Genomic DNA, 14,106 nt, shown 5'->3' with positions numbered 1-14,106 from the left:
GCGAGGGCCTTCGGCGAGGCCGGCGACCCCCCCCGCGCGGAGCGATCATCGCAAGGCCGCATCCAGGGCCAAGAGACAATAGGCGGTGACGAGACACGCGTTGTCCTCCTGCCATCGGTCGGCGGTGTTGATCCAGCTTCCGTCCTCGCGCTGGCGGCAAACGAGCTGCTCGACAAGGTCGGCACGCCAATCGTGCTTCTTGCCGGCCGTGTCGACCACCGCGGGCTCGCCCCAGGCGGCCAAGGCCTTGGCGAACATGTGGTAGTAGTAGAACAGGCCCTGGATGGACTTGTCACCGGGCATGTTCGGGTTGGCGTCGAGCGTGTAGTGGCCGCGGATCCAGTTCCAGGCGGCTGTTACCCGCGGATCGTCCCGGCTGACCTTGGCGTAGAGCATGCTCTTGAAACCTGCGTAGGTCATCGAACCATAAGAGCGAAGCATCGGCTGGCCGTTGACCATGTCCGTGCCGGCCTTGCTTTCACCGCCGTTGGCCGTCGTGTAGATGAAGCCGCCGTCGCTGGCCCCGCGGGCGAAGGCCTGGTCGTTGGAACTGCACATCTGGCAGCGGGTGATGAATCTGAGAGCCCGCCCGTAGGCCGGATCACTCGCCGGCAGCCCGCTCGCATGAAGAGCCTCGACCATCATTTGCGTATTGGAGAGATCAGGCCGCCGCTCCTTGCCGTAGCCCGCCCCGCCGTAAAACGGGTGGCTCACGTCCACGCTCTTGCCCGCCGAGTCCTGCTTGTCCTCCTTCCACTGCAACCCCTTGAGGTAGCTCTGGGCGGCCTTGATGACCGAATCGAGCGACTCGTCCTCCATACTCGACAGGCACATCAGGGCGATACTCGTGTGGTAGTTGGCATAGGCCTGCTGGGGATCATAGATGCCCCCATCAGGCTGGCGATACTTGAGCACGAACCGGACGCCGCGCCTGACGATCTCGTGCTTGGGCCCGAACTCGGAATGGCGAGCCAGGGCCTCGGCCACCAGGGCGGTAATGGCCGGGTCGGAAGTCCCGGTGAAGCCCTTCCATCCGCCGTCCTCACCTTGGGCCTTGACCAGAAACCGGAGGGCCTTGCCCACCGCCGGGGCAGCTTTCGCGCGCAGGGTTTTCAACTCGGAATCGGGCCGCGTGGCGGCAGCCTTCTCTTCCGCGGCGACGGCCGGCAATGGGCAAACCAGAGCAAGAACCGTAACCAAGGCTCGAACAAAGGACAGCATGCTGAGGCTCCACTCGGATGGGGCAGTCGTTGAAGCCCGGGCCGTCCGCGCACACGTGGCCCCAGGACCCTCGAGCCCCAGACCGGCACACAAAACAGGGAATGCGGCGGCCACCCAGGCCGATGGACTCAGTGGGCCGCCTTCTGCTCCTCGCGGGCCTTCTTGGCCGCTTCAATAATCTGCTGCTGAACGTTGCCCGGCACGACCTCGTAGTGGGAAAGCTCCATCGCATAGCTGCCCTGTCCGCCGGTGATGCTCGACAGCCGGGAGTGGTAATCGGACATCTCCGAAAGCGGCACGCGACCGGAAATCACGCTCAAACCGCCAGGAAGCATCTCCTGGCCCTCGGGCCGCCCGCGACGCGACGCCAGGTCGCCCTGAATGTCGCCCACCTTGTCATTGGGCACGGTCACTTCCAGATGCACGATCGGCTCCAGCAGCACCGGCTTGCAGAGCATGAACGCCTTCTTGAAGGACTCACGCCCGGCAATCTGGAAGGCAATGTCCTTACTGTCCACCGGGTGAGTCTTGCCGTCAGTCAGCCGCACCTTGACGTCGACCACCGGGTAACCGGCGAGCACGCCTTCTTTCATCTGGGCCTGCACACCCTTGTCGACGCTCGGCCGGAAGGACAGATCGATGGCCCCGCCAAAAATGTCATCGATGAACTCGTAGCCCTTGCCGCGCTCGTTCGGCTCCAACGCGATAACCACTTTGCCGAACTGGCCGGCCCCGCCGGTCTGCTTCTTGTGGGTGTAGTCGATGTCCTTGACCGAGCCGAGGATGGTCTCGCGGTAGGGAATCTTGGGAACCTTGGTGTCAACTTCCAGCTTGAAGTACTGAACCATCCGCGAGAGGATCGATCGCAGGTGCAGGTCCCCGTTTCCGCGAATGACCAGTTCCCCCGTGCCCGGATCGCGCTCGGCAATGAAGCACGGATCCTCATCGGTAAACCGGGCCAGGGCACCGCTCACCTTGTCGGCGTCGCCGCGGCTCTTGGGCTCAATGGCCAGGGAGTACATCGGGTGCGGGAAGCGGGGCATCTCGATCGTGCCACCCTCGCCGACGTGGAGCACGTCGCCCAGCCTGGCGTCAATCTTGGCGATGGCGATGATGTCGCCGGGAATACCCTCCGGAATCTCCGGGTGATCGACGCCCTGCAGCTTGTAGAGCTGGCCGGGGCGCTGAGCCTTCCGCTCGCCACCAACGTGTACGGACGAGTCCGAGCGGATGGTCCCGGCGTGAATGCGGCAGACCGAGTACTTGATGTTGCTCTTCGGGTCGGCGAAGACCTTGAACACATGGCCGACAAACTCACCGTCAGGCTCGGGTTTGACCGGAGTCTGCTTGTCGCCACTGGCCAAAACACGCTGCTTGCCGGTCAGGGGCGACGGGCAGTAGTCGGCCACAAAATCGAGCAACTCGCGCACGCCGACCTCACCCTTGGCGTTGGTGAACAGGATGGGCACGAGCGATCCGGCGGCAATGGCCTTGCCAACCACACCGGTCAGCTTGCTCATCTCGATCTCGCCCTTCTCGAGGTACTCCTCCATCACCGCTTCGTCGGCCTCGACGATCCGCTCGATCAAAGCCGTGTGAGCGCCCCCCACCTCGCCCGTGTCGGTCTTGCCCTCGGTATGGGCGAAGCAGTCCACCAGGGCCGAGCCCTTGTTGCTCGGCAAGTTGAATGGCTGGCACTCCTGGCCAAACATCTCCTGCATACCACTGATCAAATCAGCGAGGTCCAGGTTGGCATCAATCTTGTTGATGACGATGACCCGCCCGAGACCGTAACTCTTGGCTCGCTCCATCATGCGGCGGGTATTCACTTCCACGCCCGCCGTGGCCGAGACAACACAGATCGCCGTCTCAACGCCCGCCAGAGCGCCAATCGCCGGCCCGGCGAAATCGGGTGCGCCCGGGGTGTCCACCACGTTGATCTGCTTGCCCTTGACGGCCACATGCAGCAGGGAGGAATCGATGGAACATCCGCGGGTCTTCTCCTCGTCCATGTAGTCCAGGTGGCTGGATTTGGCGTTGACGTCGCCGAGGCGGTTGGTGACTCCGGTCACGTGGAGGATGGCGTCACCGAGTGACGTTTTCCCGGCTGATTGATGTCCCACAAGGGCGATATTCCGGATGTCCGCGGTACTGTAGCTAGCCATGCATTCCTCCACAATTGACGTTCTGATCCGATCAAGACGGCCTCTGGGGCCGGTATCGCCGCCGGGGCGTGGCTGCCACCTCGCGTCGACTGCTGAATCTCGTTATTGTATTGAGTTTCGCAGAAGCCACAAGGCTGGAGGAAGTCCCCGTCAGACGTCGAGGCCCCATGCATCTTCACTGCTATCCAGTGTCTCTCGTCACCTTGGCCATGCTCTTGGCGGCCACGGGCTGTGCGCCCCCGCCGCCACCCCGTTTCCGCGTACTCATGGTGACCGACAGCGCTCGCGAGAGGGCCCGCCCGGAACCCTGGCCTTGGCAGGAATGGCGCCACCTCAAGACGCCCGCCCGGACGCAACTCCTGAACACCTCGGCATTCCGACTGGCCGACCAGCTGATGGACCGTGGCGACATGGTCATCGACGTCACCGCACACCCAGAGAACTTCAAGCCCGATAAGATCGACGGCTACAATGCCGTACTCCTCGACCTCCGACCAGGACCCTCCCCGTGGCCCAGCGGTCCGCGAGTCTTGACCCGCGCCGTGCACCACGGGGCTGGCCTCGTCGCCCTGGGCGGCTCATCCGCCGCTTTCGGAAACGACCCCGACTGGCACGCGCTCATCGGAGCGACCACCAGCCCGCCCGGTCAGGCCGGACCGGCTCTGCTGGCTGTGCTCGACCCCAGGCACCCGGCAACCTTCAATCTCGGCACCTTCTGGGAAGTGGCGGAACCACGCTGTGTCGCGGCCGCCCTGACGCCCGACGCCCGGCTCCTGATCCGTACCGCGACGGCATTGCCCGGCCGGCAATCCTTCGAACCTGTGGCTTGGACGCGACAGGTCGGCCAAGGACGAGTGTTCGTGCTCACCTTCGGCCATGAACCCGTAGTCCGCGACCGCCAGGATTTCGTGACCGTGACTCACAATGCGATTCGATGGACGGGACGACTGGTCGAGGAACGACTCAATCAGTTGACTCTCGGTGAGCGCAAAGCAGGTTTCACCCTGCTATTCGATGGTGACCGTCCGAGGAATGCCGGTCACGGCTGGTCGCTGGGCAGCGGCGAGTTCGTGGGCCGGCTCCATGAAACCAGCGAAGAATCACGCCTGGTAGGCTTCACCTCGGCCAGCCCTTCCGAACTGCGGTTCGAATTCATGCCGGTCAAGGGGCGGGTATCGCTCCACCTCGGCCATCGCACTCGAGCGACGACCACCCCCGTCGTCAGCCTGCCCCTCAACGACGGCTTGCCGGCCGAGGCGGCCAAGACGCTGTGGCCCGACGGCTGGCACGTGGCCCAGGTACGCGTCAGTGACAAGACGACGCGCCTGTGGATTGATGGGCTGCCTGCTGGCCGGCTTCCCGTCGGCTCGAAGGACCTTGCCGGACCGGCATCCCTCAGCTGGTCGCTCTGCGATGGCCCGGGATCGGAATTGCGCCTTCGCAATGTCAGGTGCCGGGAGGCGATGGAGTCCCGCCCAGAGACGATGAACGCCAGAAGCTCCCCCTCGGTGGGCTCCTGTCATCAGGAAGGTTTCTCCAGAAACAACCACGAGGACAGTGACCACACGGCAGAAACCGCGGCCACCCCTCGGCTGGTGACGGGTGATTGACACCGCCGCGAACTGTCAGCGGAGCCCAGGCCAGGCCACGACCGCGGCGGAAACACTGTCCCCCGCTAGCCCGTGAACTGAATCACTTGCTCGTCGTGAGCCAGAGCCATGCCCCGCGGCAGATCCGCATTGGTCGACTCGTGCATGAGTTCGTGGGCAATATGGGTGAACCAGGTCTGCCTGGCCCCGATCAGCCGAGCGGCCTCGATCGCCTGCTCGAGATTGAAGTGCGTTGGATGGGGACGTCGGCGCAGGCCGTCGAGCACGAGGACGTCGAGACCATCCAACATCACCCGCGAGTCGTTCGGAATACAGCTCACGTCCGTGCAGTAGGCGAACCGGCCGAACCGAAAGCCGAGGACGGGCAACTGTCCGTGCAGGAGCAGCACCGGTGTCACCGGCACGCCAAGCACCTCGAACGGCCCTTCAATGACCTGCTGGTCGAGTTGCGGCTTTGCGCTCGGATAGTCAGGATTGTGGTGAAAGGCGTAAGGGAACATCCGCCGGAGCACGCTCAGCGTGTGCTCGTTGCCGTAGCAGGTCAATGAGCCGTTCTGCAGGGCATTGAACCTGCGGAGGTCGTCAAGACCGATCACGTGGTCGGCGTGATGATGCGTGTAGAGCACCGCATCCACCCGCCGCACGCTGTTCGCCAGACATTGCAGGCGAAGCTCGGGCGTTGTGTCGATGAGGATCGATCGGCCGCCGACTTCGACCAGGATACTCGAACGGGTGCGCCGGTCGCGCCGGTCGGGCGAACTGCAGACCGGGCAATGGCAGGCGATCATGGGGATGCCGTGCGACGTCCCGGTACCCAGCATGACAACGCGCTTAGGTGTCATTCAACCGACCAGTCTATCCCGCAGGACAGCGGATGTCATGGTCTGCCGCGACGATCGATCTCCCAGCCGACGCACGGGAACAGGTCAAGGGCTTCCGATCGTGAAAGACAACCGCTGCTGGTCAGTGGTGGCACCAAGCTTGTCCTCGATGGTGACCTTGACGACGTATCCACCGGGAGGCGTGTCCGGCGGAAGCTTGACCTCCAAGGGCACAAAGAAGTCGCGTCTTGGACTCAAGGCCCGGTCCTCGATTTGCGGGAAGCCGCGCTGCCAGATGATTTTGCCGAGGTGGTCGAACACCTCGATCTTGGCTCCAAGCAGGGTGCGAAGTCGACCATCGGCACTCGGTTGCGAACGGAAGTTGGCGACCTCCGCGTAGAGATAGACATGAACCGGGTGCCCGGCAGGAAACACGGGCGGGTTGACTGCCTGATAGTTGCCGAAGCTGTCCACCCGGGTCACCAGGGCGAGCTTGGGGATGACGATCGGGGACTGTTCGCCCACGAGCCGATTCAACTCGTTGGCGGCAGCCAACGCGGAGGCCGCGCCGGCGGTGGGGTCCTTCAGGACTTCCTGTGTGGCGGCAACGGCCTTGAACAGGGCAGTCAGAATCTCGCCCTGCATCGGGTCCACATTCTTGACCAAGGCGGTGGCCTTGTCGGTCTGCCCCGTGGCCACGTACAGCATGCGCAATCGAAGCTGATCATCGAGGTGCTGGGGACTCTTGCGAACGATCTCCTCCAGCCGGGTGATCAAGGAGGAAATGTCCGCTGTCCGTATCCCGCTGTCCGGAGCGGGCGTTGGTCGGTTGGCCGAGGGCTGGCCGTGTTCGGACACAGGCGGCGAGACCGCTCCCGGCCGAATGTCCATGATCTCGACGCGTAATCCGGAGGCCAGCGCGGTCGGCGGAGGGGCATCGACCTTCTGGGGTTTCGGGCTCGCGGTCGCTTCGGCGCTGGCCGGTCGATTGGGAACTATCGCGTCTGACGCCACCTCTGTCTCGACGGACGGCCGCGACGTGGGACTGGCCGCGGGACTGATCGCCGGCTTGGTGCCTTCGACCACCATAGGATCGGGTGCGGCCATCGGATCCGGAGGCGGCGCTGTGACCGTGCGAGCCCTGGCCTTGCCCGACGCCGCTCGATGAACCGGTGCCGGCCGGGTTGCCGGCAAAGCGGCGGCGGACGGAGCAGACGGTTGATTCTCCAGGTCTCCGGCTGACGAACGATCCAGATCCGTCACTGGGAAGCGAGCGCTGAACTTCTGGATCTTCTCCGTGAGCTTGGCCACCTGGGAATCCTGTTCGTCTGCTTGCGACTCGGACTCGGCATACCGAGCCGGTGACAGCCGCTTCTCGTTCGGCGAGGGCTCATCCTGGGGCGCGGAGATCGGCTCCGGAGTGGCATCTCGCTTGGACGGGGTGCCCAACAGGGCGCATCCCGTAACCAGCAGGCTCGCCAAGGACATGACTGCCAGAGAGAGAGTAGTCCGTTCCGTCATGATCGCACCTCCCGCGGTTTCCATTCCGCGAGTCATGGGCCGTGTGCCCGGTACGTGGAGTGTGCGGGCATCCTGCCCGCGTCCGCATCCCACAAGGAGGCCTAGCCCGTCGCTCGGCGTGAGCCTCGTCGGCCGCACATTTCGACGATCAAGGCCTCAATTGACGACTGCACGCTCGCCCCTCCGCTCTTCGCCGCGACATCGGCCTCCAGAAGACGACAGAGCATCAACTCGATCTGCTCGGTGGTGAATGCAGCCAGTTCAGCCCGCAGCCGCTGGTCGTCCTTCCAGATCATCATGGCCTTGCGCAGATCCTCCATGGACGCGCCGGCTTCCTGGGCCCGCTTGGCATTGAGCAGCCGACGGACACCATAGGCCAGCCCGCCAATCGCGCGATGAGGCGCCGCCTTGTCCGTTTGCCACACCTGCTCCCACAGCGTGATGGCCCGGGCCTGGTGGCCCGAGGAGATCGAGGAGAGAAGATCCCAGATCTCCTCCTCCCGCGAACGACCGGAGAGGGCCTCGACATCGACGTGGTTGATGACTTTGCGCTCGCCAGTGTACACCGCCAGTTTCTCGAGTTCGTTGTCCAGCAGCCCAAGCTCCGGACCAATCTGATCGAGCAGCAGAGCCGCCGCCCGCGGGTCAAGTTGCTTGCCGTGGATCTCGCGACAACGCTCGGGCAACCACTGGCGAACCTGCCAGACCTTCATCTCCTCGCACTTCACGACCTCGCCGACGGCCACAATCCGCTTGTATAAACGGGTATTTGCTGGCAAAGACTTGCACTCGAGCAGAAGCGAACCCGTCGCGCTCGGCTGGGCGGCGTATTCCTCCAGCTCGGCCCGGTAACGGGTGATGAAATCATCGGCGTCGCGGACCACGACCAGTCGCCGGTCGCTCAGGAACGGCAGCGTCCTCAGATCGTCGAGCACATCGGCCAACAACGCACAGCTGCCGTCATACTCGGTCAGGGCCAGGGCCCGGTCGGCATTGCCGAGAATCCTGTTGGCCAGATCCGCGATCGCCTGCCGCTTGAGAAATGGCTCGGGACCACAAACCGCACAGACGGGGCACGAGGGCTTGGGTGGACTGGATGATCGGACAGGCATGGTCGTCGGTACAATCCTTGGAAGTCTATCGCTCCTTCGAGGCCACCGCCGGCCGCTCCGTCGACGAGGCGGATCCGTACAACTGCAGTCTCTGCTTGGCTTTACGGATGATCTCAACCGCCTTGGCATCCGCCGTGGCCGCCCGATTCCAGTGCTGCCGGGCTTCGTCGCGATCGCCCATCATGAACATCACGTCCCCCAAATCCAGCAACGCCTCGGCGTCGCCACGGTTAGCGGACACTAACTGCCTCAGCATGTCCCGCGACTTAGGATACTGTCGCATGGCCACATAGGCCAGTGCCGCCCCGCGGAGCGCCTGAGGATCACGCCGCTCGACCTTCAAGGCCCCGTCGTACAGCTCGATCGCCTTGCCGTAGTCCTTCTGCAGGTAGTAAATGCCGGCCAGGTCGTTCATGGCCACCACCATGGCGGGGTCGGCCTCCAGGGCCTCGCGAAACCGCTCGGTGGCCAGGGCATACTGCCCACGAACCAAGTGCCAGCTGCCTTGCTTGTAGAGCGCCTCGGCCCGCCGCTTCTCCACCGAGCCCACACCCGCACCGGTCACGAGCTTCTTGTCGTCAAGGAATCCGACAGGCAGGGCCGGGCGGCTTGTCGGACCACCAGGCTGGGTACCGACCGACGCGACTGCGGGCTGCGTGCCTGGAAGGGACTGCCACTTCGACACCGGCATGGGACCGAGCAGCCTCTCGACCACGTGCCCCCCCCGATCGCGAACCGTCAACCGCAAGGCGATCTGCGCGGTCGCGGTGGCGGGCACGGTCCAATCATAACGCCCGTTGTTGGGCAGATCGCGCTCGATAACCTGCCATTGCTGATCCACAGAGCACTGATAATCGAGCGAAACGGGACGGTTGGCGAGATGGTTGTCGTGGGCGGTCCACCGGAGCTGCAGGCTTCGCCGGTTGGCGAAGTCATCGTTCGGCTCCACGCCAATCCACTGGACCAGAGGCGGTGTGTAGTCAACAAACGCCCACCGTTGGGGAACCTGACCGGGCAGCGGGGGCTCCGCAGATGCCCGCTCACCTTGCTTGAGGATCAGGAAGAAGCCGTACAGACCCTCGGCCGGAGCGGTGAACTCAAGAGGACTCTGCCGATCGTGATCCGTACCGTACCGCTGCCAAGTCAGGGCTCGATCGCGCGTGTACCAGAGCTCGACCTCCGTCGCCGGCCCGGCGCCGTTGGCACGATAGTCCAGATCGACCGTCTGGGATCGGATCAGGACCGGGGCTGCCGGGGCACAGGCCGCCCCCGCCGGCTGACTCGCTGCAACTTCTTCCTGGACAAGGGTTTGTGATTGTGCGTGCGTCCCGACTGCCGATGCCGCAGCGGTGAAGAGGAACACCCACGTCTCGGCAAAACGAAGCCAACACGACCGTCTCCGGACAACCTTGGATTGGAAACCGCAGCTCAGACGTGCGTTGGCATAACGACCCCACGGCCGGGCTGTCATCCTGTGGCATGACCCCAAAGGTGGCATCCTGCCTCCCTGGCCCCGCGGGCCTGATACGAGCCATCGCCGGTCATCCTCCGACGTCGGAGCCTCTTTATCGGAAGTAAACCTGCCAAGCCTGAAGAGGAGTCACCATCCGCGACGGAGTTCCGTCCCAGCGTTAACCTTCGTTAGTACCAGTAGATAGCACTGGAGAGGCTCGCATACAAGCCCAGAAAGGTGAGTTCCCCGACCAGACCAATAGTCGTCACCGTGCTCTCGGTCTGTCCGTTCTCCTTCCGCGAGAGGGCGAAGCTGGCCAAGTACGCGATCATGAGCAGGTTCAAGGCAATGATGATGCTTCGAGCGACGTGCTCGCCACTCCCGCTGCAGTAGACGACGGTCAGCAGGGCGCAGAGCAGCCATTGACCGAAGATCACCGGGAGCGAGGAACGGTTGGCCATGTTCTTGAGCCGCCCGGAAGCGTTCGGCGCGGGCCGGCCGATCGACAAGGCAAGACTCATCGCCCAACGACCCCAGAGAGGCATGAGCACAAGCGGACGATAGATGGGTTGGGGGTAGAGGAAGCCCAGGTGACCGAAGATGCTGTCCCACTGCCAAGCTCCGGCCGGTGCACTCTGCCAGTGCCCGCGCCGCAGGGAAACCAGCAGGGCGAACTTGAGGATCGCCACCAGCACAACCGGCAGGACGGCCGGCAGGGTCAGGGCCAGCGAGCGATGATCCTCATCGGTCTGCCCGGTCACCAATCGAACCGAACCGGACAGGAGCCGGTAACCCAGCAAGCCCAGGTCGACGGCCAACACTGCGGCGGCCGGAATCCAGCGAATCCCATGGTATTCGCCGAAGTAGCGCCACGTGATGCCGAACACGCCGACGTACAGGATCCCGGTCACCAGCCCCCACAGGGGCAGCCATCGACCGGCGCGGGCCCAATTGTCATCGCCTTCGTGGAGCCGCGGACTGACGGGCAGGAGGAAGAGCGCCGCCAGACTGATCGCCGGTCTGCCGCCTGTCTTGCTTGGTGATGCCTGGTCGGCCATGACGACAAGCAGAATAGACGCAGCAGGGCGGGTATGGCAACTGAGAGCCAGACGGCGGCAGTTGCTGGAACGACCCCGCACGCTGAAGGCAACCGTCACTCAAGGTAGTTCGCGGCACCACGCGTCAGCCTGGGCGGCTCGGTAAGGACCTCGCGGAGATGGCCGGCGTCCAGGGCCAGGAGCGGACTGATTTCGAACAGACCATCGGGCTCGCCGCCGTTCCTGAAAGGAACCTCGAAACCGGCGGCGTGCAGCCACGCGGCGGCCCGGCGGTTCATGTCTCGTCTGGCTGTTGCCTCGCTGTCCACGCCGGTCGCGTTCTTGACCGGGCTGAACTCCTCGGCCCGCGAGGTCTGGAGAATCAGCGGCTTGGCCGCGTGTGGAATTGCGTCGAAGATGAACGCCTCCAGTTTGATCGCGTTCGGTTCGCGCGGCTCGATCCGCCGGCCGGTGTCATCGACATGCGCGACCTTCTTGAACGCCCGGTGCCACGGCAAGGCGAAATGAGCTTCGTCCGTGGTGAGCTGCTCGACGAATCCCCGGTCGAGGGCATGGATGGCGATGCTGCCGGCATCAAACAGCCGATGGCCCTTGTCGTCGCGAGCTCGAGCCAGCTTCTCGGGAAGGTCGGAGTACTCGATCACCATGGTCCGCCCGTCGCCGAGCACGAAGTTGCCGACCCGCTCGAGGTCATCCACCTTGGGAATGGTCTTGCTGGACATCTGCGAACCCGTCAGCGCGTGCAAGCCGATGAACAACGGGTCGATCAGCCGAACCAGCGGGTTGTCGACCTGGATGTAGCTGATCGCCTCGACGCCGGCGGCGGCCATCTCGGCGAGGGCCCCCGACCGCCGCATCGCCAGGAGGCACCCACCATGCCCATCGGCCGAGAACGCGATCCGGTGCCTCTGGTCGAGCAGAATCCGTCCGTCGCGTGCGAACGCGGGCATCACTCCCTGCTGAAAGAACCGCACCCGTTCGCTCTTGAGACCGAAGTAGCCGTTCTCGGCGAAGAAGGCCCGGGTCGCCGCATCATTCTGGGGACTGGTCATGATGTACCAGGACAGATCGGCCCCATAGCGGAGATTGGTCCCCCGGATGTGCTCGGCAAAGAGCTGAAACAGGGGCTTGTCCTTGACAGGCGAGATCTTGAAGGCCCCCTTGGGACCGTCGAAACCCAGGCGGGTCCCCTGTCCGCCGGCCACGGTGAAGGCCGCGACCTTGTTCTTGCGAATCAGGCCAATGCCCTTCTTGACCGCGTCGGCATACTTGGCCACCCGATCGATCCCCGGCTCATAGGGATAGAAGGGGGCCGGCTGGATATCCCTCGGGATCGGAAACGGGTGACCTTGCCGGACCTGGGTCTCGATCAGCTCGTCGAGGGCCCGGAAGTTGATCTGCTCAATGTCGTCGAGCAGGGTGGTCCGCTGGTCGTCGCTGAGGGTTTCCCAGTGGGCGAGCAGGTGGTCCTGCCGGTGTTGCCGCAGGATGGCACGCAAGCGGGCAAGCCGGTCGGTATTCGATTCTGACATCCCCCAATACTAGCGGAAGGGCTTGAGCTCGACAACGCCGCAGGGGATCTCATCGTCCCCCGGCCTGAGAGCCGATAAAGCGTAATGATGATGCCCAGCCCTCCTCTCGATCAGCCCGCCCGCGGCAGATCCACTCGCCGACTATTCCTCCGCCGAGCGGGGGGCGCAAGCCTGGCCCTGTTGGCGGTTCAGACGAGGGTGATCGGCCAGTCACGGCCGGCCTCACAGCCGACCGGCACCTCACCCGCTCCGGTGGTCGATCCGCCCGCCACAACCCGGGCAACCGCCAAGCCCTCCGGACCGGTCAGCAAGTCAATCGTCGCCGACCTGATCAACCCGATGATCATCTCCCAGCACAAGATCCACGAGCCCGCCCTGGCCGACATGATCCGGATAGGCGTCTGCCTGGCCACCGGCCAGGACTCCTCCGCCAGCGCATGGCGGAGCCTGCTCCGCCCGGAAGACGTGGTCGGCATCAAGTTCGATGAGGTTGGCCAGGAGGAACTGGGAACAACCGAGCTGTTTGCCGGACAGTTGATCCAGTCTCTCGAAACCGCGGGCGTTGAGCGGAAGCGCATCGTCCTGATCGACGTGCCCAACCTGCTGGTGAAGAAGTTCGGCACCCAACCGCGTCGCTTCGGCTGGCGGACCACCGAGACGCCGCTGGGCAACGACAGGGAACGACTGGCGGCGGTTCTCGACCAGGTCACCGCGATCATCAACGTGCCCTTCCTGAAGAGCCACAATCTCTGCGGAATCAGCGGTTGTCTGCTCAACGCCTCCATCCCGTTTGTTCGCAGGCAGACCCTCTACCTCCGCGACGGCGGGGCACCCCACATCGCGGACATCATCTCCCTTGCCGAGATCCTGCCCAAACTCCGCCTGCACATCGTCAACGGCTTGCGAGGTGTGTTCGACAAGGGCCCGGAAGCTCGCCCGGAAGGAATGTGGCCGCACACGGGAGTCCTCGTCAGCAAGGACCCCGTGGCAGCGGACCAGATGAGCGTCGACATCATCAACGAGCGCCGGCTCCAGGCCAGACTCCGACCCATCGGCGACTTCCTGGGTCGCGTCGCCCACATACGAGCCGCGGCCGAACGCGGCCTGGGCACCGATGACCAGGACTACATCACTCGCATTCGGCCGTCCTGATCGTGCCCCCATGGGCCGGTGATATCCCCCCCGTGCGGCGAAGTCGAACACGAGCGGCGGCACCGCTCCCATACGTTGCGGACCGAACCGGCGGCGCCCCGCCCCTCGCTCCGCCCGATAAGCGACCGGAGCGTCCGATAGGACGCTGCGAAGACCAGACCCAGGCCAACCACCACCCTGAACCTAAAGGCCCCCGCCCAGGGATTCGATACACTCGTAGAGGCTGTAGGTCTTCCGCTCAGAGGAGCGGACAGCCTGGCTTGGAGGGTCCGGGTCACGGCGAGCCCGGATCCTCACTTGAACATGAGAAGGCCGACGCAAGCACACGGGGTGGGCGTCGGCCTTCTTCTTTGGCCTCGTGCCTCCGCTCTCCTTCCCCGGGGTGATCGGCCTGGAGCCGACAGACGGTCCACCCGCTGCCGGATAGCAGCACAACGCGACGGGCCGGCCACGTCATTGGT

Annotated in this window: 10 protein-coding genes; 2 read left to right on the top strand and 8 right to left on the bottom strand. The window is 64.4% G+C overall.

Annotated elements, in window-relative coordinates:
* Positions 1-45: 45 nt before the first annotated feature.
* Positions 46-1,221 carry a terpene cyclase/mutase family protein gene (locus KA354_07160; protein MBP7934413.1) on the bottom strand — a complete coding sequence of 392 codons (1,176 nt, stop codon included), beginning with the start codon at positions 1,219-1,221 and terminating at the stop codon, positions 46-48.
* Between the two features lie 128 nt (positions 1,222-1,349).
* Positions 1,350-3,386, bottom strand: coding sequence for an elongation factor G (locus KA354_07155; protein ID MBP7934412.1), 2,037 nt, complete (start codon positions 3,384-3,386; stop codon positions 1,350-1,352).
* A gap of 167 nt (positions 3,387-3,553) precedes the next feature.
* Between KA354_07155 and KA354_07150 the strand changes: the two genes are divergently transcribed.
* Positions 3,554-4,996 carry a ThuA domain-containing protein gene (locus KA354_07150; GenBank protein ID MBP7934411.1) on the top strand — a complete coding sequence of 481 codons (1,443 nt, stop codon included), beginning with the start codon at positions 3,554-3,556 and terminating at the stop codon, positions 4,994-4,996.
* A 65-nt stretch (positions 4,997-5,061) separates the two neighbouring features.
* On the opposite strand, the gene KA354_07145 is transcribed toward KA354_07150, so the two are convergent.
* The 6 genes from KA354_07145 to KA354_07120 form a co-directional block, all read right to left on the bottom strand.
* The gene (locus KA354_07145) at positions 5,062-5,838 is read right to left on the bottom strand and encodes an MBL fold metallo-hydrolase (protein MBP7934410.1); all 777 of its coding nucleotides are present in this window, start codon (positions 5,836-5,838) and stop codon (positions 5,062-5,064) included.
* Positions 5,839-5,922: 84 nt separating this feature from the next.
* The gene (locus KA354_07140; protein MBP7934409.1) at positions 5,923-7,338 is read right to left on the bottom strand and encodes a hypothetical protein; all 1,416 of its coding nucleotides are present in this window, start codon (positions 7,336-7,338) and stop codon (positions 5,923-5,925) included.
* Positions 7,339-7,439: 101 nt separating this feature from the next.
* Positions 7,440-8,450 carry a DNA polymerase III subunit delta gene (gene holA / locus KA354_07135; GenBank protein ID MBP7934408.1) on the bottom strand — a complete coding sequence of 337 codons (1,011 nt, stop codon included), beginning with the start codon at positions 8,448-8,450 and terminating at the stop codon, positions 7,440-7,442.
* 25 nt (positions 8,451-8,475) lie between these two features.
* Entirely contained in the window at positions 8,476-9,813 is a 1,338-nt protein-coding gene (locus KA354_07130) for a tetratricopeptide repeat protein (protein MBP7934407.1), read from the bottom strand.
* A gap of 278 nt (positions 9,814-10,091) precedes the next feature.
* On the bottom strand, positions 10,092-10,961 hold the full coding sequence (locus KA354_07125) for an adenosylcobinamide-GDP ribazoletransferase (protein MBP7934406.1): 870 nt from the start codon (positions 10,959-10,961) through the stop codon (positions 10,092-10,094).
* Positions 10,962-11,056: 95 nt separating this feature from the next.
* A complete protein-coding gene (locus tag KA354_07120; protein ID MBP7934405.1) occupies positions 11,057-12,493 on the bottom strand; it encodes a UDPGP type 1 family protein in 1,437 nt (478 codons plus the stop codon).
* Positions 12,494-12,577: 84 nt separating this feature from the next.
* On the opposite strand from KA354_07120, the gene KA354_07115 reads away from it, so the two are divergent.
* A complete protein-coding gene (locus tag KA354_07115; GenBank protein ID MBP7934404.1) occupies positions 12,578-13,645 on the top strand; it encodes a DUF362 domain-containing protein in 1,068 nt (355 codons plus the stop codon).
* Positions 13,646-14,106: the final 461 nt, after the last annotated feature.

The organism is Phycisphaerae bacterium (genome assembly GCA_018003015.1).
Classification (GTDB): Bacteria; Planctomycetota; Phycisphaerae; order UBA1845; family PWPN01; genus JAGNEZ01.
The sequence above is the reverse complement of the archived record's forward strand: the minus strand, read 5'-3'. Positions and strand labels throughout refer to the sequence as shown.

Excerpts from the sequence above, each read along its gene's own strand:
- KA354_07160 (MBP7934413.1), bottom strand. The coding sequence starts at position 1,221 with ATGCTGTCCTTTGTTCGAGCCTTGGTTACGGTTCTTGCTCTGGTTTGC.
- KA354_07155 (MBP7934412.1), bottom strand. The coding sequence starts at position 3,386 with ATGGCTAGCTACAGTACCGCGGACATCCGGAATATCGCCCTTGTGGGA.
- KA354_07150 (MBP7934411.1), top strand. The coding sequence starts at position 3,554 with ATGCATCTTCACTGCTATCCAGTGTCTCTCGTCACCTTGGCCATGCTC.
- KA354_07145 (MBP7934410.1), bottom strand. The coding sequence starts at position 5,838 with ATGACACCTAAGCGCGTTGTCATGCTGGGTACCGGGACGTCGCACGGC.
- KA354_07140 (MBP7934409.1), bottom strand. The coding sequence starts at position 7,338 with ATGACGGAACGGACTACTCTCTCTCTGGCAGTCATGTCCTTGGCGAGC.
- holA (MBP7934408.1), bottom strand. The coding sequence starts at position 8,450 with ATGCCTGTCCGATCATCCAGTCCACCCAAGCCCTCGTGCCCCGTCTGT.
- KA354_07125 (MBP7934406.1), bottom strand. The coding sequence starts at position 10,961 with ATGGCCGACCAGGCATCACCAAGCAAGACAGGCGGCAGACCGGCGATC.
- KA354_07120 (MBP7934405.1), bottom strand. The coding sequence starts at position 12,493 with ATGTCAGAATCGAATACCGACCGGCTTGCCCGCTTGCGTGCCATCCTG.
- KA354_07115 (MBP7934404.1), top strand. The coding sequence starts at position 12,578 with ATGATGATGCCCAGCCCTCCTCTCGATCAGCCCGCCCGCGGCAGATCC.